Here is a 24,693-nt window from a genome sequence, read left to right as displayed (position 1 = left end):
CCGCCGTCATTTGCCATTCGAGTGCCGTCGCATTCTTGCGACAAAAAAACGCAGGCCCGCTGCATGATGAAATGCCGCGGGCCTTGTCATTTTTACCCGTTCTTACCAGCCGCCCCAGCGTGCGGCGAGTGCCGCGAGCACGGCGATGCCGGCCGTTTCGGTGCGCAGGATGCGCGGCCCGAGCCCAACGGCGATAAAGCCGTGATCGAGCGCTGCTGCTTCCTCCGGCGATGAAAAGCCGCCTTCCGGGCCCACGAGCACGGTGATCTCGCCTTGCGGCGGGTTGTGAGGCAAGGTGGCGAACGACACGTTCGCGCGCGGCGAAAGCAACACGCGCAAGTCACCTTCGCCGGGCGTTTTGGGTAATGAGCCGAGCCAGGTGCCGATCTCGCGGGTGGCGGCGACTTCGGGCATGCGGTTGCGTCCGCACTGCTCGCACGACGCCTGCACGATGCGCTGCCAGTGAAACTGGCGGCGCACGGCGCGCTCGCCTACGAGGCGCACGACGCTGCGCGAGGTCGTGAGCGGCACGAAGTTCGTCGCACCGAGCTCGACCGCCTTTTCGATCAGCCAGTCCATCTTGTCGCTGCCGGCGATGCCTTGCGCGAGCGTGAGCCGGTAGGGCGGCTCGGTTTCGATGTCGCGGAAGGGGCCAACGCGCACCTGGGTGTCGCGGCGCTCCATCGCGATGATTTCGGCGCTGAATTCACCTCCCATGCCGTTGAAGAGCACGATGGTGTCGCCGGGTTGCAGGCGCAGCACCTGAACGTGTCGCGTCACATCGTCAGGGAGCGTGAAGACGTCGCCGGATTGCAAGGAGTTTCCGACGAAAAAACGGGGCATAAGACAAGTTCTCATTGCGTCATGACAGATGGCGAGCAAGCGCCCAGCGGTAGCCGTCGAGATCTTCGACCTGAGCAAAACGGTCACCCCAGAACTGGTCCTGCGGCTCGCTCAACGATTTCGCGCCAGCGTCCAGCGCTCGCGCATACACCGCGTCGACATTGTCGACGTAAAGGTAAAAGGATTGGGGGGCGATCGCGTCCGAGCTCTTCGGCGTGCGCGCCGTCGAACCGAATGCGCCCTCCGGCGCGAACATCACGATCAGTTGATCGTGATACGTCATTTCCACGTGCATCACCGCACCGTCGTCCTCCACGCAATCGCGCACCGCAAAATCAAATGCCGCCCGGAAAAATTCGATGGTGGCGCGCGCGTCGCGCACCGCCAGATACGGCGTTAGCCACGGCACGCCTGCGGGGCGGGGTGGGGTCATCGAATATCTCCAGGTTCGGGTTTCGGGCGAGGCGGGTTGCTGGAGGGTGCCCGGGTTGGATGGCACGCAAAATAATGTAACGAACCCAACGATTCTCCAACGTTGCGCTTCCTAAAGCTGTAGGAATTGGCCTAGTTTATCTCGGGCCAACTGAGGAGCCGCCAAGCGTGACGCATGCGGCGTGCATCGTGCAAGCCCGGCCCCGTCAGCCGCGGCGCTGTTGCACGTGCATCGGAAAAACCGTACAGCGCGTCAGTGGCGGGATGAAAGTGGCGCTCTGTGATCACGGCGGTCTCGAGCGTCGGTGGCGGACCAACCCGGGGTTGCGATGCGTTGCGGGCGGTCACGCGCCATCTCCGCAAAGTCGGCCAACAGCAGGTCGGCGCCAAGCACAGAATTGAATTTAAAACGGGCCTGATTACGCTAGAAATAAGGGTAATAGCGGCATTATACGGGCGGGCGCCCGGAACGCCGCCGTCCTGCACCGCGCTCAGGCGAGCGTCCAGGCGGCGCCCGGCCGCGCGCCGCGCGCGGCGAGGCAAAACTGGGGTCGTATACACACCGGATTCCAGCTCCGCCCTGGTCCTGGACAGGTCCTACAGCCAGGGAAAGTCCTCACGATCTGTTAGAATATCGCCCTTTGCAGCCCTGTCCGTTTGCTCTGGCCGTTTGCGTCTTCCTGGCGCCGCATCGCGCGCCGCAGCGAACGTTTTTGCCGAGCTTCCGGAACCGTACGCTGCTGTGCGCCCGCTGCTGAACGCAGCCGCCGCCCAAGCCGCTTTTTGCACTCGTTTCCCCGGACTCGACATGACGACCTCGTCCTCCCCCGCTACCACCCAGTTGATGGCCAACGCGATCCGCGCGCTGTCCATGGACGCCGTTCAGCAAGCGAACTCCGGCCACCCCGGCATGCCCATGGGCATGGCCGAGATCGCCGTCGCGCTGTGGTCGCGCCATCTGCGCCACAACCCGACCAATCCGCACTGGAGCGACCGCGACCGTTTCGTGCTGTCGAACGGCCATGGCTCGATGCTGCTGTATTCGCTGCTGCATCTGACCGGCTATGACCTGCCGATGGCGGAGCTGAAGAACTTCCGCCAACTGCACTCGAAGACGCCGGGCCACCCCGAGTACGGCATCACGCCGGGCGTCGAGACGACCACGGGCCCGCTCGGCCAGGGTCTGGCGAACGCGGTCGGCATGGCGCTGGCCGAGGCGCTGCTCGCGGCCGAGTTCAACAAGGCCGATGCGAAGATCGTCGATCACCATACCTATGTCTTCCTCGGCGACGGCTGCCTGATGGAAGGCATCTCGCACGAAGCCTGCTCGTTCGCCGGCACGCTCAAGCTGAACAAGCTGATCGCGTTCTACGACGACAACGGCATCTCGATCGACGGCGACGTGGTCAACTGGTTCCACGACAACACGCCGGAACGCTTCGAAGCCTATGGCTGGAACGTGATCCCGCACGTGGACGGCCACGACGTGGACGCTGTCGACGCGGCCATCCAGAAGGCGAAGGCCTCGGACAAGCCCACGCTGATCTGCTGCAAGACGATCATCGGCAAGGGCGCGCCCACCAAGCAGGGCGGTCACGACGTGCACGGCGCGGCGCTCGGCGCCGATGAAATCGCGAAGTGGCGCGCAGCGGCTGGCTGGACGTGGGAGCCGTTCACGCTGCCGCAGGAAGTCTACGCAGACTGGGACGCGAAGGCTGCCGGTGCGAAGTTCGAAGCCGCATGGAACGAATCGTTTGCCGCGTACCAGTCGAAGTACCCGACTGAAGCCGCCGAATTCGAGCGCCGCATGGCCGGCAAGCTGCCCGCCGACTGGGCGCAGAAGGCTGCCGGGATCATCGCCGGTGCGGATTCGCGCAAGGAAACGGTCGCTACGCGCAAGGCCTCGCAGCAAGCCATCGAAGGGCTCGCCGCGGTGCTGCCCGAGCTGCTCGGCGGCTCGGCCGACCTGACCGGCTCGAACCTCACCAACTGGAAGGCCTCGAAGCCCGTGCGCGCGGCCAAGGAAGGCGAGACCGGCATCCAGTGGGGCAACCACATCAACTACGGCGTGCGCGAGTTCGGCATGAGCGCGGCGCTCAACGGCATCACGCTGCACGGCGGCTACAAGGCGTTCGGCGGCACTTTCCTGACGTTCTCGGATTACAGCCGCAACGCGCTGCGCGTGGCTGCGCTGATGAAGTGCCCGTCGATCTTCGTGTTCACGCACGACTCGATCGGCCTTGGCGAAGACGGCCCGACGCACCAGTCGATCGAACAGGTCGCGAGCCTGCGCCTGATCCCGAACATGACGCTCTGGCGCCCGGCCGACACCGTCGAAACCGCGGTGGCCTGGACCGAGTCGATCGCGCATCATGGTCCGTCGAGCCTCGTGTTCAGCCGTCAGAACCTGCAGTTCAACGAGCGCACGGACGCCCAGATCGCCAACATCGCGAAGGGCGGCTACGTGCTCAAGGACTGGAACGACGACATCCCGAGCCGCAAGATCATCCTGATCGCGACGGGCTCGGAAGTCGAACTGGCGATGAAGGCCGTCGAGGCGCTGCAGCGCGAAGGCATCGGTGCGCGCGTGGTGTCCATGCCGTCCACGAACGTGTTCGACAAGCAGGACGCCGAATACAAGGAACGCGTGCTGCCCAAGGGCGTGCGCCGCGTGGCGATCGAAGCTGGCGTGACCGACTTCTGGCGCAAGTACGTGGGCCTCGAAGGCGGCGTGGTCGGCATCGACACGTTCGGCGAATCGGCTCCGGCTGGCGTGCTGTTCAAGCACTTCGGCTTCACGGTCGATCACGTCGTCGCGACGGCCAAGGCCGCGCTCGACAACTAAGCATGCTCATGGGCCCGCCTTGCGCGGGCCCGTTGTTTTCGAAACTCGTTTTCGGAATTCGCTTTTGGATTTCGTTGTGCGCGCGTCGCCATGCCGCCCCAGCGAGGTGGGCCGCGCCAACCGCATCGGTATCAGGATTTTTCAGCCCTCAGGAGATAAACCATGACCATTCGCGTCGCTATCAACGGCTACGGCCGCATCGGCCGTAACACGCTTCGCGCGTTCTACGAGAACGGCAAGAAGCACGACATCCAGATCGTTGCGATCAACGACCTGGGTGACGCGAAGACCAACGCGCATCTGACGCAATACGACACGGCACACGGCAAGTTCCCGGGCGAAGTCTCGGTGGACGGCGACTACCTCGTCGTGAACGGCGACCGTATCCGCGTCCTGGCCAACCGCAACCCGGCTGAACTGCCGTGGGGCGAGCTGGGCGTCGACATCGTGTTCGAATGCACGGGCTTCTTCACGACCAAGGAAAAGGCCAGTGCCCACCTGAAGGGCGGCGCGAAGAAGGTGATCATCTCGGCGCCGGGCGGCAAGGACGTCGACGCAACGATCGTCTACGGCGTGAACCACAACGTCCTGAAGGCTACGGACACGGTCATCTCGAACGCATCGTGCACGACCAACTGCCTGGCACCGCTCGTCAAGCCGCTGAACGACAAGATCGGCCTCGAAACCGGCCTGATGACGACGATCCACGCGTACACGAACGACCAGGTCCTGACCGACGTGTACCACGAAGACCTGCGCCGTGCGCGCTCGGCCACGCAAAGCCAGATCCCGACGAAGACGGGCGCTGCCTCGGCGGTCGGCCTCGTGCTGCCGGAACTGAACGGCAAGCTCGACGGCTACGCGATCCGCGTCCCGACCATCAACGTGTCGATCGTCGACCTGTCGTTCATCGCCAAGCGCGACACGACCGTCGAAGAAGTCAACGCGATCATGAAGGAAGCTTCGGAAGGCGCGCTCAAGGGCATCCTCGGCTACAACGAAGCACCGCTGGTTTCGGTCGACTTCAACCACAACCCGGCATCGTCGACGTTCGACGCCACGCTCACGAAGGTCTCGGGCCGTCTCGTGAAGGTGTCGAGCTGGTACGACAACGAGTGGGGCTTCTCGAACCGCATGCTGGATACGGCAGTGGCTTTCGCGAACGCGAAGTAAGCACGCCTGGTTTTGAGCTTGTGCTCCGCTGGGTCTCGTGGCCCGGCGCATGCCACTCGAGCCACGAAGAAACCGCCCTTCAGGGCGGTTTTTTTTCGAGCTTATTTTGCGGCGGCGATGTCCGTCGCCTGCGCGAGGGAGGGGACCGGCGGCGTCGGGAAATAGACACCCGCGCGCTGCGCGGCGCTGGCGATATGCGCTTCGATGGCCGCGCCCGCCGCCGCGCTGTCGCGTGCCTTGAGCGCCACCACGATCAGGCCGTGCTCGCGGTGCGTGGAGAGCACGAGCTCGCGCCGGTAGAACGGCATGCGCTGGCTCTCCTTCATGATGTCGGCGCTGCTGCGCAGGATCGATTCGATCGCCGCATTGCCGGCGAGGCTCACGATGCGCATATGGAATTCGAAGTCCAGTTGCGCGGCCTCGTCGAGCTCGTCGCAGGCGAGCGCCTCATGCAGCGTGTCCGTGTTGTGCTCGAGCCAGGCGACGTCGGCGTCGCCGATCGCGAGCGCCGCCATGCGTGCGGCGAAGCCTTCGAGCGCATAGCGCATCTGGTAGGTGTCGGGCAGCGACGATTGATCGGCGAAACGCCACGGATGGACGCTCGTGGCCTGCGCGCTCGTTACGTAGACGCCCTTGCCCGCGCGGATCGACAGCATGCCGAGCGCTTCGAGCGTCGAGAGCGCCTCGCGCAGCGAAGCGCGGCTGATCGCCAGTTCCTCGGAGAGTTGCCGCTGCGCGGGCAGCAGGCTGCCGACCGGGTACAGGCCACCTTCGATCCGCGCACGGATCGTGGCGACGGCGGCGTCGGTGACGGTATGCGGAACGTTCTTCATCGGATGGCGCAGGGCGCTCGCGTGGTCTGACCTGTATTGTAGTCCCGCCCGCCGCACCTGCATGGTGCGTCGCATCAAAGCTCTTCTGGCGCAGCGCGCGCCACCCCGTGCGGGTTTGCGAACTGGTCTGACCGCACAAGGGTAAACACCGCACGTTCCAACCTTGACTCTACTATATCGGCTTCCTACTATTGGCCATAACAGTACTGGTCTGACCAGTCAGAACAGTTACTCGATTCCCTCGCCCGTAGGAGACAGTCGTGACGAAGTTCTTCAATTCGCTGTTTGGCCGCGTAGTGATTGCCCTCGTGCTGGGCATCGTAGTCGGTGCGGTGTTTCCCCATTTCGCCCAGTCTTTGCGGCCGCTCGGCGACGGCTTTCTCAAGCTCATCAAGATGGTGATCGGTCCCATCGTGTTCTGCGTGGTCGTGAGCGGCATGGCGCACGCGGGCGACCTGAAGAAGGTCGGACGCGTTGGCTTGAAGTCGGTGGTCTACTTCGAGGCGATGACGACCGTCGCGCTCGTGATCGGCGCCGTGCTCGCGTATCTCACGCGTCCGGGCGCCGGCATGAACGTGGACTTGCATTCGCTCGACGCGGCCTCGCTCGCGACCTACACCGAGCACGCGAAAAGCCTGAAGGACACCGCGGGCTTCCTGCTCAAGATCATTCCCGACACCGCGTTCGACGCGTTCGCGAAGGGTGACATCCTGCAGATCCTCGTGTTCTCGGTGCTGTTCGGCAGTGCGCTCTCGCTGCTCGGCCCGAAGGCGCAGCGCGTGAACATCCTCATCGACGAGCTCTCGCAGGTGTTCTTCCGCGTGATGGGCTTCATCATCAAGCTCGCGCCGCTCGGCGTGCTCGGCGCGATCGCGTTCACGACCGGAACCTACGGCGTGGCCTCGCTCAAGCAGCTCGGCTTCCTCGTGGTGGTGTTCTACGCGAGCTGCTTCGTGTTCGTCGCGGTGGTGCTCGGCATCGTGATGCGGCTGGCGGGCTTCAGCGTCTTCAAGCTGATCCGCTATCTGCGTGAAGAACTGTCGATCGTGCTCGGCACCGCGTCGTCCGACGCCGTGCTGCCGCAGATCATGCGCAAGCTCGAATGGATGGGCGTGAAGGACTCCACCGTGGGTCTCGTGATCCCGACCGGCTATTCGTTCAACCTCGACGGCTTCTCGATCTACCTGACGCTCGCCGTGATCTTCATCGCGCAGGCCACCAATACGCCGCTCTCGGTGCACGACCTGATCGTGGTGGTGCTGGTGTCGCTCATCACGTCCAAGGGTGCGCACGGCATTCCCGGCTCGGCGATCGTGATTCTCGCCGCCACGCTCTCCGCGATTCCCGCGATCCCCGTGCTCGGCCTCGTGCTGATCCTGCCGGTGGACTGGTTCGTCGGCATCGCCCGCGCGCTCACGAACCTGATCGGCAACTGCGTCGCCACGGTGATCGTTGCCGTCTGGGAGCGTGACATCGACAAGGCGCGTGCGAAGCGTGTGCTGAACCTCGAGCCGGGCTACCTCTACGTGCCCGCCGGCGAAGACGACACCGACGCGCAAGCCGACGACCCGGCGCTCGGCGGCAAGCCCTTGCACGCGCTCTGAATCCGGTGCACCGCCCGCACGGCATTGCCGGCGCGGGCATACCGGCGCGGGCATACCGGCGCGGGCATACCGGCGCGGGCGGTGTTCGACGCGCTACGCGGCGCTGCCGCTTTCCTTCGATGAACTGAACGACATCATCATGTCCCTCCCAATTCTGGACCCCGATCAAGGAGCACCCATGCGAACCCTGCTGATGGAACCTTTGACGCGCGAGGCCTTCGCGCCATTCGGCGACGTGATCGAGCTCGACGGTGCGCGCCATTTTCCGATCAACGGCGGCACGACCGAGCGCTTTCATGACCTGGCGTCGATCGACGTGGCGCAGGCGGGTGGCCGGCCCATCGTCAGCGTGTTTCGCGCCCAGCCGCGCGCCTGGCCCGTCGAAATCGCGATGATGGAGCGGCATCCGCTCGGCAGCCAGGCGTTCGTGCCGCTCGGCGACGTGCGTTATGCGGTGGTCGTCGCGCCCGCGGGCGAACTCGATCCGACACAGCTGCGCGCGTTCTGGGTCGATGGCGGGCAAGGCGTCAATTATGCGAAGGGTGTCTGGCACCATCCGCTGCTGGCATTCGACCGCGTGAGCGACTTTCTCGTGATCGACCGGGGCGGCCAGCAGCCCAATTGTGATGAGATCGCGTTGGACGGGACCTGGCGGCTCGTGCACGCGAGCGAGCCCGTCGCGCTTGCTTGAGGTCCGCGGCGGCCGCGGCGCTGCCCTCGCGGCGAGGCCTGGCGGCGCACGAACCGGGCGCCGCCAGCCCGCCCGATTCTCGAAATTGGTGCCCCAAATGAAAAACGCCACGGCAACCCTGCCGTGGCGTTTTTTCGTCTGCGCGTGCCCGGGGGAGGCCCCCCCACGCCCGCGCGCTGCCCGCTCAGTGCTTGCGGTGCGGGCAATTTTCCTTGGTGCAGGCGCCGTACAGCGCGAGTGCATGCTCCTGCAGCTTGAAGCCACGTTCGTTAGCAATTGACTGCTGGCGCTTTTCGATTTCGGGGTCGAAGAATTCTTCTACGAGGCCGCAATCGAGGCAGACGAGATGGTCGTGGTGGCTGCCTTCGTTGAGCTCGAAGACGGCCTTGCCGGATTCGAAGTTGCTGCGCGTGAGCAGGCCCGCCTGCTCGAACTGCGTGAGCACCCGGTAAACCGTGGCGAGGCCGATGTCGAGCTCCTCGTTCAGCAGGTTGCGATACACGTCTTCGGCGGTGAGGTGACGCACGGGGCTATGCTGAAAAATCTCCAGGATCTTCAGGCGAGGCAGGGTCGCCTTGAGGCCGATGTTCTTGAGATCGGTTGGATTGGTCATGACTATAAGTCCCTGGAGTACAATGCTGGGTTCTTATGTTAATGGGTTTTTGCCGTTCCGGGCAGTTTCGGCGGAACTCGATCGAACGTCTACAGAATACGCGCGGCTTCGCGACAAGCCCGCACGGTGAGGGAAATGATTCCAGAATTCACAACGATCGGCCGCCGCCTGAGCGGCCGCCGCGTGGCGTGCACCCTGCTGGCTGCGGCCGCGTTCGCGACGCTCGCTGGCTGCGGCACTTACGACAGCGTGACGCAGCGCATTGCGCAAAGCATCACGCCGTACCGCATCACCATCGTGCAGGGCAACTTCGTCTCGAAGGAAGCCGCGGCGCAGATGCACGTGGGCATGTCGCGCGACGAAGTCAAGAAATTGCTCGGTACGCCGCTCCTGACCGACATGTTCCACGCGAACCGCTGGGACTACGTCTTCTACTTCAAGCGCGGCTCGACCGCCGTGGTCCAGCAGCGTGACTTCATCGTGATGTTCGAGGGCGACCGCGTGTCGAGCTGGTCGGGCGGCGAAGACCTGCCGTCGAATCTCGAATTGCTCGCCGAAATCGATGGCGATAAATCGGGCAAGAAGAGCCAGGCCGTCGCGGCTGCGCCGGCTTCGGGTGCGTCGGCCCCTGTAACCACACAGGCCTCGGCCTCGAGCGCCACGGGTCCGACCGTCGGCGACACGGCGCGCACGCCGTCTTCGGAACTCGGCACCGCCACTGCGCAGTTGCCGCTCGACGCGAACGCGCAGGCCGCCGCCGCCGCGAACCGCGCCACGGAAGCCGTGCAGACGCCCGCGGGCCTGACGCCGTCGGTGCGTGCGGGCACGCCAACCTCGTCGGCGCTGCCGCCGGGCGTGGGCACGATGCCGTCGCAGATCCAGTTGCATCGTCAGCCGCCGCCGCAGATCCAGGGCGTGCCGCAGTCCAACCCGGTCGGCCCGGCTCCGGGCGCGCAGGGCACCGGCGACACCGAAACGAATCCGCTGCCGCCGGCCCAGAATGCGCCGCTCACCGCGCCGCCGCAAACGCCGTCGCAGGCGCCGGCGAGCCCGAATGCGGCGTCGGGCGGCTGATCGCGCTGGCGCAAGAGACGTCAGCGGGTTTGTTGGCGCATTGGCCAGCGGATTTGCCTGACTTCGGGCAGGTTCGCCCCGGATAATGCATACAGGGCCTGGCGCCGTGCGCCGGGCATTTCATCGGCGGCTTCGGGCCGCCGCGTTTTTTGGCAGTGTCCCGCAGCTTCCACCCGGCGGCCGCCCGGTCACCGACCGGTTTTCGCTGGCGGCGCTGCCGGTTTCACGTTTTCAGGAAGAGTCATGAAAATCGCAATCGCCGGAGCATCGGGCCGCATGGGCCGCATGCTTATCGAAACCGTCCTGAACTCCCCCGACATCACGCTCTCGGGCGCACTCGCACGCAAGGGCGAGGCTGTCATCGGCCAGGATGCGGGCACGTTCCTCGGCAAGCAAACCGGCGTGCTCATCACCGACGATATCGAGCAGGTTTTCGCGCAAAGCGACTGCTTGATCGACTTCACGCGCCCCGAGGGCACGCTCGTGCATCTGGAAGCCGCGCAGCGCCACGGCGTGAAGATGGTGATCGGCACGACGGGCTTCGACGCGCAGCAAAAGGCGCAGCTTGGCGCAGCCGCGCAGAAGATCGGCGTCGTGTTCGCAGCCAACATGAGCGTGGGCGTGAACGTCACGCTCAAGCTGCTCGAATACGCGGCGCGCTTTTTCGAGACCGGCTACGACATCGAGATAATCGAGGCACACCATCGCCATAAAGTCGACGCGCCCTCGGGCACTGCGCTGGCGATGGGCGAGGCCGTGGCGCACGCGCTCGGCCGCAATCTCGAAGAATGCGCCGTGTATGGTCGTGAAGGCGTGACCGGCGAGCGCGATCCGTCGACGATCGGTTTCTCGGCGATCCGCGGCGGCGATATCGTGGGCGACCATACCGTGCTGTTCGCGGGGATCGGCGAGCGCATCGAGATCACACACAAGTCGTCGAGCCGCCAGTCCTACGCGCAGGGCAGCGTGCGCGCCGCGCGCTTTCTGCAAGACAAGGCCACGGGCCTGTACGATATGCAGGACGTGCTCGGCTTGCGCTGAGCGTCATTTCCCTGCCCGGCGGCCCGTGTGTGCCGCGCCGGGCCTGCGCCGCAGGCGCGCGTGAGGCTTTCGAGCCGGACCGCGCAGCAGATGGCGGGCGCCGGATCACGGTTCGGAGGGCAGGGGACAGAACGTAAGCGACAGAACGTAAGCGATACGAGGCAGGCGAGGTTCAATGGCAGCGGGTACCGGAGTCATCCATTATTTGCAGACGAGCGACGCCGTGACGCACGCCGTGGCCTGGGTGCTGCTGGCCATGTCGATCGCGAGCTGGTGCTTTCTGCTGGTGAAGACATGGGTGCTCGTGCGGGCCAAGCGTCAGGGGCCTCGCGCGGTCGCGCGCTTCTGGCAGGCGCATTCGCTGGCCGATGGCGTGAGCGCGATGCGCGCGCTCGACCGCGAGCGCGTGTTCCTGCCACTCGCCGAGGCGGCGCTCGCATGCGCCGAGGCCGACGCGCCGGGCGCGCTGCTCGCGCGCGTGGACCGGGGCGAGCGCGTGCTGCGGGCGCTGCGCGGTGCGCTGCAGGCGTCGCAGCGGCGGCTCGAGTTCGGGCAGGTGCTGCTCGCTTCGATTGGCAGCACGGCGCCGTTCGTCGGGCTGCTCGGCACGGTCTGGGGCATCTATCACGCCCTCGGCAGCATCGCGACAAGCGGCCAGGCGATGATCGAGAACGTGGCCGGGCCGGTGGGCGAGGCGCTCATCATGACCGCGTTCGGCCTTGTGGTGGCAATTCCCGCGGTGCTCGCCTACAACGTGCTTGGCCGTCTCGTGCGCCAGCTCGGCGACGATCTGGACGGCTTCGCGCACGATCTGCACGCGTACGCCTGCGCGCCTGAAGGTGCGCCGCCGCGCCGCGAAGGCGCACAGGGTGCGCCGCGCGAAGACGTGCGCGCCGGGTCGTATTGACCTGCGCAGCGGCGTGCACTGACTGACCGGCAACTCGCGAGGAACGACGCACATGGCATTCGGCGGACTCGAGAAGAAGCGCGATTCGGCGCCGATGGCCGATATCAACATGACGCCGCTCATCGACGTCATGCTCGTGCTGCTCGTCATCTTCATCATCACCGCGCCGCTCTTCACGCACGCCATCCGGCTCGACTTGCCGCAAGTCGCGGCCGAGCCCGTGCAGCAAACGCCGCAGACCGTCACGCTTTCGATCGATGCCGCGGGCAAGCTCTACTGGAACGCCCAGCCCATTTCGCTCGGCGAGTTGCGCGCGCGCTTCACCGCCGCGGGCAAGGCGCCCGAGGCGCAGCAGCCCGAGCTGCAATTGCGCGCCGCGCGCGAGACGCGCTACGAAGTCATCGCCCAGGTGATGGGTGCCGCGCAGCAGGCGGGACTCGCGCGGATCGGCTTCGTGACCGAGCCTCCGCCGCCAGGCCAGCATTGACGTGGCGGCTGCCGGCGCCGGTCGTGCCGGCCGTGGCATGCGGCGGCCATCCGGGCCGGCCCTGCTCGCCATTCGCGCCAGCCGGCCGCCCAATCCCGCCACACGAAACGGCAGCGCGGAGCGCGGCCAACTCAACGGTATAATCACCGTTTCCCTGTAAAAAAGCGGGGCTGCTGAAGCTGGCTCAGCCTGTGAGCGTCGCGCCCCGGGCTGGTGCCCGAGCCGCGCAAGACCGGCCCGGCAGCGCCCTGACTGGCTGAACCCCGGCTGTACCCAGGCCCAATCCGCCCGAATCCGCGTTCCCCATCCACACCATGCTCGAAAAATACGTTCCCTCCGACGTCGAATCCGCCGCGCAAGGCGAATGGCGCGCGTCCGACGCTTACCGGACGGCCGAAAAGGCCGACAAGCCCAAGTTCTACTGCGTCTCGATGCTGCCGTACCCGTCGGGCAAGCTGCACATGGGCCACGTGCGGAACTACACGATCAACGACGTGATGTACCGCTATCTGCGCATGAACGGCTACAACACGTTGATGCCGATGGGCTGGGACGCGTTCGGCATGCCCGCCGAGAATGCCGCGATGGCCAACGGCGTGCCGCCGGCCAAGTGGACCTACGACAACATCGAGTACATGAAGGGCCAGATGCAGTCGATGGGTCTCGCGATCGACTGGTCGCGCGAGCTCGCCACCTGCAAGCCCGATTACTACAAGTGGAACCAGTGGTTCTTCCTGAAGATGCTCGAGAAGGGCATCGCGTACAAGAAGACCGGCACGGTGAACTGGGACCCGGTCGATCAGACCGTGCTCGCCAACGAGCAGGTGATCGACGGACGCGGCTGGCGCTCGGGCGCACTGGTGGAAAAGCGCGAAATCCCGATGTACTACCTGCGCATCACGCAGTACGCCGATGAGCTGCTGGGCGACCTCGACGGCCTCGGCTGGCCCGAGCGCGTCAAGATCATGCAGCAGAACTGGATCGGCAAGAGCTTCGGCGTGAACTTCGGCTTCCCGTACGAGCTCGACGGCGAAAAGAAGCTGCTGCGCGTCTTCACCACGCGCGCCGACACCATCATGGGCGTGACGTTCTGCGCGGTCGCGGCCGAGCACCCGCTTGCCACGCGTCTCGCGCAGGACAAGCCGGAGCTGCTGCCGTTCATCGACGAATGCAAGCGCGGCGGCGTGGCCGAGGCCGACGTCGCAACAATGGAGAAGAAGGGCGTCGACACGGGCTTCACGGTCACGCACCCGATCACGGGCGAGCAAGTGCCGGTGTGGATCGGCAACTACGTGCTGATGAGCTATGGCGAAGGCGCGGTGATGGGCGTGCCGGGCCACGACGAGCGCGATTTCGCGTTTGCGAAAAAATATGATCTGCCGATCAAGCAGGTGATCGCGGCCGAAGGCGAGACCTACTCGCTCGACGCCTGGCAGGAGTGGTACGGCGACAAGGACCGTGCGGTCTGCATCAACAGCGGCAAGTTCGACGGTTTGAACTACACGGCGGCCGTCGATGCGGTCGCGGCGGACCTCAAGGCGCATGGTTACGGCGACAAGCAGGTCACGTGGCGTCTGCGCGACTGGGGCATCTCGCGCCAGCGCTACTGGGGCACGCCGATCCCCATCATCCATTGCCCGAGCTGCGGCGACGTGCCGGTGCCCGAGCAGGATCTGCCGGTCGTGCTGCCCGAAGACCTCGTGCCGGACGGCACAGGCAACCCGCTCGCGAAGTCCGAGGCGTTCCTGAACTGCAAGTGTCCGAAGTGCGGCGCCGATGCGAAGCGCGAAACCGACACCATGGACACCTTCGTCGACTCGTCGTGGTACTTCTACCGCTACGCGGCACCCAATGCTGCGACCATGGTCGACGAGCGCACCGACTACTGGATGCCGATGGACCAGTACATCGGCGGCATCGAGCACGCGATCCTGCACCTGTTGTATTCGCGCTTCTGGGCGAAGGTCTCGCGCGACCTCGGCCTCGTGAAGTTTGGCGAGCCGGCGAAGAACCTGCTCACGCAGGGCATGGTGCTCAACGAAACGTTCTACCGCGAAGACGCCGCGGGCAAGAAGACCTGGTACAACCCGGCCGACGTGACCGTCACGCACGACGAGAAGGGTCGTCCGGTTGGCGCGACGCTCAATAGCGACGCTCAGCCCGTGGTGCTGGGCGGCATCGAGAAGATGTCGAAGTCGAAGAACAACGGCGTCGACCCGCAGGTGCTGATCGACCAGTACGGCGCCGATACCGCGCGTCTGTTCACGATGTTCGCCGCGCCCCCCGAGCAGCAGCTCGAATGGTCGGGTGCGGGCGTGGAGGGCGCGAGCCGCTTCCTGCGCCGGGTCTGGTCGTTCGGCTACGCGAACGCCGAGGCGATCAAGTCGCGCGCGTCGTTCGACGCCGCCGCGCTTGCCGAGGTCGAGAAGACGCTGCGCCGCGAAGTCTACGGCGTGCTCAAGCAGGCCGACTTCGACTATCAGCGTCTGCAGTACAACACCGTCGTTTCGGCGGCGATGAAGATGCTCAACGCGATCGAAGCCGCCAAGGGCGCCGGCGCCGGCGTGCAGCGCGAGACCTTCGGCGTGCTGCTGCGCGTACTGTATCCGGTCGTGCCGCACCTCACGTTCGAGCTCTGGAAGGCGCTTGGCTACGCCGACGAATACGGCACGCTGCTCGACGCGCCCTGGCCCAAGGTGGACGAAAAGGCGCTCGAGCAGGCCGAAATCGAACTCGTGCTGCAGGTGAACGGCAAGGTGCGCGGCGCCGTGACGGTCGCCAGGGATGCGGGCAAGGACGCGATCGAAGCGGCCGCGCTCGCCCACGAGATGTTCGCGAAGTTCGCCGAAGGGCGCGCGCCGAAGAAGATCATCGTCGTGCCGGGCCGTCTCGTGAACGTCGTGGTCTGACATGACGTGCTGGCGGTGGCGCTTGATCGACGCATCGCGCGCCGCCGCTGTTCTGAACCAGGGAGTCCAGGTGATTCGCAGATCGTTCCTGTTACTGGCGGGCAGCGCGCTGATGCTTTCGGCGTGCGGATTCCAGCTGCGTGGCGAGCAGAACTACGCGTTCAAGCGCCTCGCTGTCGTTGGCGCGTCGGCGCCCGTGACGGCGCGTCTTACGCGCATGATCGAAGGCGGTAGCGATTCGGTCGTGGTCGATTCGGCGGCCAATGCCGACGCGGTGCTGCGCGTGAGCGAGTCGCGCAGCTTCAGCACGCTCACGCTGAACTCGTACGGCGTGGTCGAGGAATATCAGGTCAACTATTCGCTGAACTACACGCTCACGGCGCCGGACGGCTCCCCGCTGATCCAGTCGAGCTCGATCGCGCTCAATCGCGCGATGACCTATAGCGACCAGTACTCGACCGCGAAGGTGTCCGAATCCGATCTGCTTTTCGCTGACATGCAGAACGACGCCGTCGACCAGCTCACGCGCCGTCTCGCAGTCCTGAAGACGCTGCATCCCACGCCGGCTCAGGTCGTGCCGGGCGTCGCGCCCCGCGCGCCGCTGCCGCCACCGCCGCTGTGATGCGCTTATCGTCCTTCTTCTAAAGCGCTCTTCATGCAACTGCGACTGGACGCACTCGAGCAGCACCTCGCGAAAGCGATGGCGGGTTTATACGTCGTCTACGGCGACGAGCATCTGCTCGCCCAGGAAGCGTGCGACCGCATCCGCGCGAGCGCGCGCGCCGCGGGCTTCACCGACCGCTCGGTGTTCACGGTCGAGCGCGGCTTCGACTGGAGCGCGCTGATTGGTGCGAGCCAGTCGATGTCGCTATTCGGCGATCGCCAGCTGGTGGAGCTGCGCATCCCGTCGGGCAAGCCCGGCAAGGAAGGCGCGGACGCGCTCAAGACGCTCGCCGCATCGGCTAAATCGGCGGCGAATCCCGACGTGCTCACGCTCATTACGCTGCCGCGCCTCGACGCTGCCACGCAAAAATCCGCGTGGTTCACGGCGTTGACGGACAGTGGTGTGGCGATCAAGATCGACCCGGTCGAGCGTACCGCGTTGCCGAACTGGATCGGGCAGCGTCTGGCCCAGCAGGGCCAGCGCGTCGCGCCCGGCGAGGACGGCCGGCGCGCGCTGCAATTCGTCGCGGAGCGGGTGGAAGGCAACCTGCTCGCGGCGCATCAGGAAATCCAGAAGCTCGGGCTGCTCTATCCCGAAGGCGTGCTGAGCTTCGAGCAGATTCACGACGCCGTGCTCAACGTCGCGCGCTACGACGTCTTCAAGCTCAACGAAGCGATGCTCACCGGCGACGCCGGGCGGCTCGCGCGCATGCTCGACGGGCTGCAGGGCGAAGGCGAGGCTTCGGTGCTGGTGCTGTGGGCCGTCGTCGAAGAGATCCGCACGCTGCTGCGCATCAAGCGCGGCGTGGCGGCGGGCAAGCCGCTCGCGATGCTGCTGCGCGAGAACCGCGTCTGGGGGCCGCGCGAGCGGCTCATCGGGCCGGCGCTCTCGCGCCTGACCGAGGCGACGCTCGAGCGCGGCCTCGCGCTCGCGGCGCGCCTCGACCGCCAGGTGAAGGGGCTTTCGGGGCAGTCGCGCGCAGACTGGCGCAATGCGCTGCCGCCCGATGCCTGGGACGGCCTGTTCGAACTGGCGATGACGGTTGCCGCGCCGCGCGAGACCGGCGCGCCGGCGCGTTTGGCTGGACCTGCGCGCGGCGCCGCAGCTTCGGGGCGCACACAACCAGGCGGCGCGGCCACAAGCCCAGCCGCGGCGGCCGCGGCAGCAGCTGCCGCGGCCCGACCGCGCACCGCAGGGCCGGGGCGCAGGCCAGGCTAGTTGTGCTGGCCGGGCCCATGCTCCGGCACTGCTATCGGCATCGCCAGAGGGCGCGGCGTGCCGCATGCGTGCGTGTGGCGCGGCTCGCGCCCGACATCTGGGCGCGCTCAGCAAAGCCGGCCCGCTGGCCTTAAAATCGACCTAACCTGAACCGCGCAGCCCCACACCGCATCGACCGGGCGCGCCGCATCACGACAGAAACCATGGATATCGACCAGTACATGACCGACCTCGGCCGCCGCGCCCGCAAGGCTTCGCGCGCGATGGCCCGAGCCTCGACGGCCGCAAAGAACGCTGCGCTCGAAGCCGTTGCGCAGGCGATCGAACGCGAGACGCAGCAACTGAAGGACGCCAACGCCCGCGACCTCGCGCGCGCGAAGGAGAAGGGCCACGACGCGGCGTTCATCGACCGCCTCACGCTCTCGGACAAGGCGCTCAAGACCATGGTGGAAGGCCTGCGCCAGGTGGCGGCGCTGCCCGACCCGATCGGCGAGATCAGCAACCTCAAGTTCCGCCCGAGCGGCATTCAGGTCGGCCAGATGCGCGTGCCGCTGGGTGTGATCGGCATCATCTACGAATCGCGTCCGAACGTGACCATCGACGCCGCGGCGCTGTGCCTGAAATCGGGCAACGCCACCATCCTGCGCGGCGGCTCCGAGGCGCTTGAATGCAACACGGCGCTCGCGAAGCTGATCGGCGAGGGGCTCGCGGCGGCGGGCCTGCCGCAGGACGCGGTGCAGGTGGTGGAAACCGCCGACCGCGCGGCGGTGGGCAAGCTCATCACCATGACGGAATTCGTCGACGTGATCGTGCCGCGCGGCGGCAAGAGCCTGATCGAGCGCCTGATGGCCGAAGCGCGCGTGCCGATGATCAAGCACCTCGACGGCATCTGCCACGTCTACGTGGACGACCGCGCCGATCTCGCGAAGACGCTCACCGTCTGCGACAACGCCAAGACCCACCGCTACGGCACCTGCAACACGATGGAGACGCTGCTCGTCGCGCGCGGCATCGCGCATGAAGTGCTGCCGCCGCTTGGCCGCCTCTATCGCGACAAAGACGTGGAGCTGCGCGTGGACGCGGCCGCGCGCGCGATTCTCGCGGATGCGAACGTCGGCCCGCTCGTGGACGCCACCGAAGAGGACTGGCGCACCGAGTACCTCGCGCCGGTGCTGGCGGTCAAGATCGTCGACAACCTCGATCAGGCCGTCGAGCACATCAACCACTACGGCTCGCATCACACCGACGCCATCGTCACCGAAGACCACGACCGCGCAATGCGCTTCTTGCGCGAAGTGGATTCGGCCAGCGTGATGGTGAACGCCTCGACGCGTTTCGCCGACGGCTTCGAGTTCGGCCTTGGCGCGGAGATCGGCATCTCCAACGACAAACTGCACGCGCGCGGTCCGGTTGGCCTGGAAGGGCTGACCTCGCTCAAATACGTCGTGCTGGGCCACGGCGAAGGGCGCCAGTAAGCGGGCGCTGCGCGTGCCACACAAGGCACGCGCATCTCGCTCGCGCCACGCCCTGTGCAGTTCCCGTATTCACTACGCCGATAACAACAAGGATCGCCGATGCTCTGGGTCAAGACGTTTCACATCGTTCTGATCGCCTCGTGGTTCGCGGGCCTGTTCTACCTGCCGCGCATCTTCGTGAATCTCGCGATGGAAACCGAGCCCGCGGCCATCCAGCGCCTGCTCATCATGGCGCGCAAGCTCTATCGCTTCATGACGCTGATTGCCGTGCCCGCGCTGCTCTGCGGGCTGTGGCTGTGGCTCGTGGTGGGGATCGGGCGCGGCCAGGGGTGGATCCACGCGAAAGTGGGCGTCGTGGTCCTGCTCATCGTCTATCACGCGTATTGCGGTCGTTTGCTCAAGACCTTCGAGCGCGGCGAGAATCGCCGCTCAGACAAGTGGTACCGCATGTTCAACGAACTCCCGGTGCTCGGCATGCTGGCCGCGGTGGCGCTGGTCGTCATCAAGCCTTTCTGACGCGCGCTTTTTCCCTTCCTTCCTTGATGGGCGGCCGGTTGCCCCGGAGTTAGCGCTTTAGTGCTCACTCCGGTCCCATGCAACATGGCAAGCTCAGATGCTGCCCGATTCCTTGCGGCGCATGCGCGCGCCCACGACGCGCCAACCGTCATCCCGCTTCATGAAGACGTCTGCAAAGCGGTATTCGATCGGCCGATAGCCCTGCGCAGGCGTATAGCGGTTGATGCCGGTATGATCGCGGCGCAAGGTGGCGTAAGCCAGCAGTCGGTCAGGCTGCTCCGCGCCGGCGCGATGCTGGGTGCTTCGTCGTCGGGTTCCGGGGTTGATACCTCGGCGGCGGTTGGGGCGCCGTACAAAACCGCGGCCTACTATTCGCAGGTCCGGGGTATCGCCAACGCAAGCGGCTCGTATTCGCCGAGCGACGTTGCGCGCGCGAACGGCGCCGGCAGCATCGCCATTGGCTCGAACACGGAGGCGGACGGCAGCGGGAGCACGGCAGTCGGCATCCAGGCGCTGGCATCGGCCAACGACTCGGTGGCGCTGGGCTCGGGTTCGGTGGCGACCGTGGCGAACACCATTTCGGTGGGCAGTGAACGGCGCGCAACTCTACGGTCTGGCTTCGAGCACGGCGGCTGCGCTGGGTGGCTCGACCTCCGTCAATGCGAACGGCTCGATCAGTACGCCGACCTATAACCTTTCGGGTTCGACTTACACGGATGTCGGATCGGCACTGACTGCCATCAACGCAAAGGCGAGTGGCGGCTCTCCTGATGCTGTGATTTACGACACATCGGCGCACGACAAGGTGACGTTCGGTGGCACAGGTCATGCACCGGTTCAGCTGACGAATGTGGCGAACGGCACGCTGAACGCGTCGAGTACCGACGCGGTGAACGGTGCACAACTGTACGCGCTGGGTGCGACGACAGACAGCTCGGGCAATATCACGAATGCGTTCGTTGCGTACGATGACACGTCGAAGGGCTCGGTGACGCTCGGCGGCAAGGGTTCGACCAAGCCGGTCGCACTGCATAACGTGGCGAATGGTGCAAGCTCGTACGATGCGGTGAGCTGTCCGTCGTCGCACCCACTATGCCTCGGGTGGCGGTGCTACGTACGGCGGCGGTATGGCGTACCAGTGGTAAGCGTCTGATCGCAAGCCAGGAGCGGCGCGGCCGCCTCTGGTGAGCCCGGATCCTTGTCATTGCCCGGCTGCGTAGTTCAGGCCGGAACGCAAAGCGGGCTCCTTCGGGAGCCCGCTTTTTTTATTCAGGCGCGAGATTTTCGGTGCGCCCGGCCGCGCGACGCGTTCAGCCGTTCGCGTCCAGCCTCCGCCGCGCGATGATGTCCTTCGCGCCGGCGAGCTTTTCCGCAAGCTCAGGTCCACGCTGCAGCGCCACGCCCACCGCAAGAATGTCGCCTATCGCGAGATGTGAAGTACGCGAAGTCATCGGCGAGAACACGTCGGTGTCTTCGTCGACGTTAGCGTGCAATCCCACGCTCGCAAGGCGTGCGAGCGGCGAAGTGCCGTGCGTGATGGCGATGACCTTCGCGCCCCGGTCGAGCGCCGTTTGCGCCGCATCCACCACATCGCGTGTACGCCCCGTATTCGAGATGGCGACGACCACGTCGCCCGGCCCGAGCAGCGCCGCCGACATCAGGAACGTGTGTGGGTCCGAGTAGGCGACGCTCGGCATGCCAAGCCGAAAGAACTTGTGCTGCATGTCCTGCGCCGCGATGCCTGAGCCGCCCGCGCCATAGAACTCGATGCGCGAAGCCTTGGCGAGCAGGTCGATGGCGGCGCCGAGCGCGTCCGTGGACAGATTGTTGCGCACCTGCACGAGTGCGCCGATCGTCCGGTCGAGCACTTTTGCGGCGACGCCGGGCACCGGTTCGTCCGGGCGCACGTCGCGGTAGACGGCGGGCATCTCCGTGGGCAGATCGCTCGCCACGGCCTGCGCGAGCCGGATCTTGAACTCGCGAAAGCCCGAGAAGCCAAGCGCGTGGCAGAAGCGCGCGATGGTCGGCTGGCTCACGCCGGCGCGCTGGGCGACCTCGGTCATCGAAAGGTCGAGCAGCTCGCGCGGCGCCTCGACGATGTAATCGGCGAGCTTGCGCTCGGAGGGGCGCAATTGCTCGCGTATGGCCTTCACCTGGGACAGCAGCATCGGGAAACTCGCACTATGCTGAAAGATCCGTGGACTATAGCGGATCGATGGATATGTACAAAAACTACAAGAATCGACGTAAAGATGCAAGGCTGATTTAACTGAAGCGAGAAAGATCCCGGTAAACACGGGAATTTTCAGCGTTCACATGGTTCAATCCCAGGGCAAAACCGGGATTGCGATCTTGTAGTTTTTCTACTAACATCGCTCCATCGCTGACCGGATCGCGTGATGCGTCCCCGAGCGCCCCGCGAGATAAAAAAGGAAGGAGATTCGATGGTTTCCCCGCATTCGCAGTTGATGAAGGTCACGCGGCGCGTGATCGAGCGCAGCAAGCCGACGCGCGAGGCCTATCTCGCACGTATCGCGGCGGCGCAGGACCGTTTCCCGGCGCGCGGCGCGCTCTCGTGCGCGAACCTCGCTCACGGCTTCGCCGGTCTCGAGGGGCGCGACAAGATCGCCATCAAGGCGATCCGCGAACCGAACGTCGGCATCGTCTCGGCCTATAACGAGATGCTTTCGGCCCACGCGCCCTACAAGGATTTCCCCGACATCATCAAGAAGGCGGCCCGCGAAGTCGGCGGCGTCGCGCAGTTCGCGGGCGGTGTGCCCGCGATGTGCGACGGCGTCACGCAAGGCAACGCCGGCATGGAGCTGTCGCTGTTCTCGCGCGAAGTGATCGCGATGAGCACGGCCGTTGCGCTCACGCACAACATGTTCGACGCGGCGCTGTGCCTTGGCGTGTGCGACAAGATCGTGCCGGGGCTTCTGATCGGCGCGCTGCAATTCGGCCATCTGCCCACAATTTTCGTGCCCGCCGGTCCGATGACGAGCGGTATTTCGAACGACGACAAAGCCAAGGTGCGGCAGAAATTCGCGACTGGCCAGTGCGACCGCGAGGCGCTGCTCGAATCCGAGGCCGCCGCGTACCACGGCCACGGCACCTGCACGTTCTACGGCACGGCCAACAGCAACCAGATGCTGATGGAAATCATGGGCCTGCATCTGCCGGGCTCGGCCTTCATCCATCCGCATACGCCGCTGCGCGACGAGCTCACTGCCGCGGCTGCGCGCCGCGTACTCGAGCTGACCGTCGAGCGCGGCAACTACACGCCGATCGGCCACGTGGTCGACGAGAAGGCGGTGATCAACGGCATCGTCGCGCTGATGGCGACGGGCGGCTCGACCAACCACACGCTGCACCTCGTGGCGATGGCGCGCGCGGCGGGCATCCTCATCGACTGGAACGATTTCGACGAACTGTCGGCCGCGGTGCCGCTGCTCGCGCGCGTCTATCCGAACGGCAAGGCGGACGTGAATCATTTCCACGCGGCGGGCGGCATCGCCTTCCTCGTGCGCGAGCTGCTCGACGGCGGTCTGCTTCACGAAGACGTAAAAACGGTGGCGGGCGAGGGCCTGCGCCACTACACCGAAGAGCCGAAGCTGCTCGACGGCAAGCTCACGTGGGTGCCGGCGGTCGAGAAGAGCGCCGACACGGCCGTGCTGCGCCCGCTTCCCGAGCCGTTCCAGCCGGACGGTGGCTTGCGTCTGATGCAAGGCCGCATTGGCCGCGGCGTCATCAAGATTTCGGCGGTGGCGCCCGATCATCGCCTGGTGCGCGCGCCGGCCGTGGTGTTCGATTCGCAGGAAGCCGTGCAGGAAGCCTTCGACCGCGGCGAGCTCGAGCGCGATTTCGTGGCCGTCGTGCGCTTCCAGGGCGCACGCGCCAACGGCATGCCGGAGCTGCACCGCCTCACGCCGCTGCTCGGCGTGCTGCAGGACAAGGGCTTCCACGTTGCGCTCGTGACCGATGGGCGCATGTCGGGCGCGTCGGGCAAGGTGCCGGCCGTGATCCACGTCTCGCCGGAAACGCTGCTGCACGGGCCGATCGGCAAGGTGCGCGACGGCGACATCGTCGTGATCGATGCGGTCGCGGGCGTGCTCGACGTCGAAGTGGACGAGGCGGAATGGAACGCGCGTCCGGTCGCGCAACCCGCCCATCAGGAAAGCAATGAAGTGGGCTTCGGCCGCGAGCTGTTCGGCGTATTCCGCGCCGCTGCCGCGCCTGCGGAGCTGGGCGCGTCGGTGTTCGGCCCGCTCGTCGGCGAAGTGCCGGCCACGTCGCACGCGAGCGCGTCGGCAGCCGCGCCTGTGGCCGCCTCACAAACGACGCACTGAGCGGCACACTGCGCGACGAACTGCTCGACGCACTGAGCGACAAACTGAATTCATCATCAAGGAGCCTGATCATGGCAACAAGCACGGTGGCCGACATTGTCCGCCTCGGCCCGGTGATTCCGGTGCTGGCATTCGATACGCCCGAGCAGGGCGAGCACGTTTCGCGCGCGCTGCACGCGGGCGGCGTGAAGGTGCTGGAGATCACGCTGCGCACGGCGGCGGGCCTCGAGGCGATCGAGCGCGCGGCGAAGATCGCGCCGGATATCGTCGTCGGCGTGGGCACGATCACGAAGCCCGAGCACTGCGCGCTCGCGAAAAAGGCCGGCGCGCAGTTCGGTGTATCGCCGGGCCTCACGCGCGACATCCATCAGGCGTCGCTCGACGCGGGCCTGCCGCTGTTGCCCGGTGTCATGACGCCGTCCGACATCATCGCGGCAATGGAGTTTGGCTACGAGATCGTCAAGTTCTTCCCGGCGGTGCCCGCGGGCGGCATCAACATGCTGCAGGCTTTCCACGGCCCGTTCCCGACGCTCAAGTTCTGCCCCACGGGCGGTATCACCGCCGAATCCGCGATCAACTTCCTCGCGCTGCCCAATGTGGTCTGCGTGGGCGGTTCGTGGCTCACGCCGAAGGCGGCAGTTGCCGCCCAGGACTGGGCCGAGGTGACGCGCCTCGCGCACGCCGCGAGCGAGCTGGCGCGCCCGCTACGCTGAGATCGCGTGCGGTGGACGGTATTCCGGGCGTTCAGGCCCTGAATGCCAGCGCTGCGCGAGTGACTTGAACGCTGGTCTCAACTCGAGCTAAAGGCAACTAACTGACGAACGTTTGAAGAAGATCGGCGTGCCGCGCAGGATGGCTTGGCCCATCTGGGTTGGTCCATTGGGGCTGGCCCATCTGGACCGCTCTTCATCCTGTCGGATCTACGAGCCGCGCAGGCCGCGCCCTTTGGGCGTATGGCTTGCGCGGCTCGCTCGTCTTTCGCTCGTTTTTCAGGCACATGGCGCCGAAAGCCGCTATAACCT

23 protein-coding genes are annotated in these 24,693 nt (G+C 65.9%); 17 read left to right on the top strand and 6 right to left on the bottom strand.

Annotation, left to right across the window (positions count from 1 at the left end; genetic code table 11):
* Positions 1–102: 102 nt before the first annotated feature.
* Together BO1_RS02580 and BO1_RS02575 are read right to left on the bottom strand one after the other, a co-directional pair.
* Positions 103–843, bottom strand: a complete 741-nt coding sequence (locus BO1_RS02580) for a 16S rRNA (uracil(1498)-N(3))-methyltransferase (protein WP_028216211.1) — start codon at positions 841–843, stop codon at positions 103–105.
* A 19-nt stretch (positions 844–862) separates the two neighbouring features.
* Positions 863–1,276 (bottom strand): VOC family protein, encoded by a 414-nt coding sequence (locus tag BO1_RS02575; protein ID WP_028216210.1) that lies wholly within the window; start codon positions 1,274–1,276, stop codon positions 863–865.
* An 807-nt stretch (positions 1,277–2,083) separates the two neighbouring features.
* On the opposite strand from BO1_RS02575, the gene tkt reads away from it, so the two are divergent.
* Positions 2,084–4,120 carry a transketolase gene (gene tkt / locus BO1_RS02570; RefSeq protein ID WP_043283568.1) on the top strand — a complete coding sequence of 679 codons (2,037 nt, stop codon included), beginning with the start codon at positions 2,084–2,086 and terminating at the stop codon, positions 4,118–4,120.
* A 162-nt stretch (positions 4,121–4,282) separates the two neighbouring features.
* Entirely contained in the window at positions 4,283–5,293 is a 1,011-nt protein-coding gene (gene gap / locus BO1_RS02565; protein WP_028216208.1) for a type I glyceraldehyde-3-phosphate dehydrogenase, read from the top strand.
* Positions 5,294–5,394: 101 nt separating this feature from the next.
* Here gap and BO1_RS02560 read toward each other — a convergent pair whose 3' ends face one another.
* Positions 5,395–6,126: a FadR/GntR family transcriptional regulator gene (locus BO1_RS02560; protein ID WP_028216207.1), complete on the bottom strand. Its 732-nt coding sequence runs from the start codon at positions 6,124–6,126 to the stop codon at positions 5,395–5,397.
* 260 nt (positions 6,127–6,386) lie between these two features.
* Between BO1_RS02560 and BO1_RS02555 the strand changes: the two genes are divergently transcribed.
* On the top strand, positions 6,387–7,730 hold the full coding sequence (locus BO1_RS02555; RefSeq protein WP_028216206.1) for a C4-dicarboxylate transporter DctA: 1,344 nt from the start codon (positions 6,387–6,389) through the stop codon (positions 7,728–7,730).
* A 178-nt stretch (positions 7,731–7,908) separates the two neighbouring features.
* Positions 7,909–8,421, top strand: a complete 513-nt coding sequence (locus BO1_RS02550) for an ureidoglycolate lyase (protein ID WP_028216205.1) — start codon at positions 7,909–7,911, stop codon at positions 8,419–8,421.
* 184 nt (positions 8,422–8,605) lie between these two features.
* On the opposite strand, the gene fur is transcribed toward BO1_RS02550, so the two are convergent.
* Positions 8,606–9,034 (bottom strand): ferric iron uptake transcriptional regulator, encoded by a 429-nt coding sequence (fur, locus tag BO1_RS02545; protein ID WP_028216204.1) that lies wholly within the window; start codon positions 9,032–9,034, stop codon positions 8,606–8,608.
* A 135-nt stretch (positions 9,035–9,169) separates the two neighbouring features.
* On the opposite strand from fur, the gene bamE reads away from it, so the two are divergent.
* The 9 genes from bamE (at position 9,170) to BO1_RS02500 (ending at position 19,325) form a co-directional block, all read left to right on the top strand.
* A complete protein-coding gene (gene bamE / locus BO1_RS49390; RefSeq protein ID WP_043283566.1) occupies positions 9,170–10,108 on the top strand; it encodes an outer membrane protein assembly factor BamE domain-containing protein in 939 nt (312 codons plus the stop codon).
* Between the two features lie 243 nt (positions 10,109–10,351).
* A complete protein-coding gene (gene dapB / locus BO1_RS02535; RefSeq protein ID WP_028216203.1) occupies positions 10,352–11,149 on the top strand; it encodes a 4-hydroxy-tetrahydrodipicolinate reductase in 798 nt (265 codons plus the stop codon).
* 175 nt (positions 11,150–11,324) lie between these two features.
* Positions 11,325–12,056, top strand: coding sequence for a MotA/TolQ/ExbB proton channel family protein (locus BO1_RS02530; protein WP_028216202.1), 732 nt, complete (start codon positions 11,325–11,327; stop codon positions 12,054–12,056).
* A gap of 52 nt (positions 12,057–12,108) precedes the next feature.
* Complete coding sequence (locus tag BO1_RS02525; protein ID WP_028216201.1) at positions 12,109–12,543, top strand: ExbD/TolR family protein; 435 nt, start codon at positions 12,109–12,111, stop codon at positions 12,541–12,543.
* Positions 12,544–12,857: 314 nt separating this feature from the next.
* Positions 12,858–15,452: a leucine--tRNA ligase gene (leuS, locus tag BO1_RS02520; RefSeq protein ID WP_028216200.1), complete on the top strand. Its 2,595-nt coding sequence runs from the start codon at positions 12,858–12,860 to the stop codon at positions 15,450–15,452.
* A gap of 70 nt (positions 15,453–15,522) precedes the next feature.
* A complete protein-coding gene (locus BO1_RS02515) occupies positions 15,523–16,074 on the top strand; it encodes an LPS-assembly lipoprotein LptE (protein ID WP_028216199.1) in 552 nt (183 codons plus the stop codon).
* A gap of 33 nt (positions 16,075–16,107) precedes the next feature.
* The gene (holA, locus tag BO1_RS02510) at positions 16,108–17,334 is read left to right on the top strand and encodes a DNA polymerase III subunit delta (protein WP_028216198.1); all 1,227 of its coding nucleotides are present in this window, start codon (positions 16,108–16,110) and stop codon (positions 17,332–17,334) included.
* A gap of 203 nt (positions 17,335–17,537) precedes the next feature.
* Positions 17,538–18,809, top strand: coding sequence for a glutamate-5-semialdehyde dehydrogenase (locus BO1_RS02505; RefSeq protein ID WP_028216197.1), 1,272 nt, complete (start codon positions 17,538–17,540; stop codon positions 18,807–18,809).
* A gap of 99 nt (positions 18,810–18,908) precedes the next feature.
* Entirely contained in the window at positions 18,909–19,325 is a 417-nt protein-coding gene (locus BO1_RS02500; RefSeq protein WP_028216196.1) for a CopD family protein, read from the top strand.
* Positions 19,326–19,418: 93 nt separating this feature from the next.
* Here the strand turns inward: BO1_RS02500 and BO1_RS58780 are convergent, their stop codons facing one another.
* Positions 19,419–19,571 carry a hypothetical protein gene (locus BO1_RS58780; protein ID WP_156992090.1) on the bottom strand — a complete coding sequence of 51 codons (153 nt, stop codon included), beginning with the start codon at positions 19,569–19,571 and terminating at the stop codon, positions 19,419–19,421.
* Between BO1_RS58780 and BO1_RS60100 the strand changes: the two genes are divergently transcribed.
* Positions 19,557–20,018, top strand: coding sequence for a hypothetical protein (locus BO1_RS60100; RefSeq protein ID WP_167338308.1), 462 nt, complete (start codon positions 19,557–19,559; stop codon positions 20,016–20,018). The genes BO1_RS58780 and BO1_RS60100 overlap by 15 nt on opposite strands.
* Entirely contained in the window at positions 19,915–20,478 is a 564-nt protein-coding gene (locus BO1_RS02485; protein ID WP_028216195.1) for a hypothetical protein, read from the top strand. The genes BO1_RS60100 and BO1_RS02485 overlap by 104 nt, the downstream gene beginning before the upstream one ends.
* 157 nt (positions 20,479–20,635) lie before the next feature.
* On the opposite strand, the gene BO1_RS02480 is transcribed toward BO1_RS02485, so the two are convergent.
* Positions 20,636–21,493 (bottom strand): MurR/RpiR family transcriptional regulator, encoded by an 858-nt coding sequence (locus BO1_RS02480; protein ID WP_028216194.1) that lies wholly within the window; start codon positions 21,491–21,493, stop codon positions 20,636–20,638.
* Between the two features lie 276 nt (positions 21,494–21,769).
* Between BO1_RS02480 and edd the strand changes: the two genes are divergently transcribed.
* Both edd and eda read left to right on the top strand, forming a co-directional pair.
* Positions 21,770–23,671, top strand: coding sequence for a phosphogluconate dehydratase (gene edd / locus BO1_RS02475; protein WP_028216193.1), 1,902 nt, complete (start codon positions 21,770–21,772; stop codon positions 23,669–23,671).
* Between the two features lie 71 nt (positions 23,672–23,742).
* Positions 23,743–24,384 carry a bifunctional 4-hydroxy-2-oxoglutarate aldolase/2-dehydro-3-deoxy-phosphogluconate aldolase gene (gene eda / locus BO1_RS02470; RefSeq protein ID WP_028216192.1) on the top strand — a complete coding sequence of 214 codons (642 nt, stop codon included), beginning with the start codon at positions 23,743–23,745 and terminating at the stop codon, positions 24,382–24,384.
* Positions 24,385–24,693 lie beyond the last annotated feature (309 nt).

It is taken from the genome of Paraburkholderia oxyphila NBRC 105797, from assembly GCF_000685075.1.
Lineage (GTDB): Bacteria > Pseudomonadota > Gammaproteobacteria > Burkholderiales > Burkholderiaceae > Paraburkholderia > Paraburkholderia oxyphila.
Note: the sequence above shows the minus strand (reverse complement) of the source record. Positions and strands in the feature narration are given on the sequence as shown.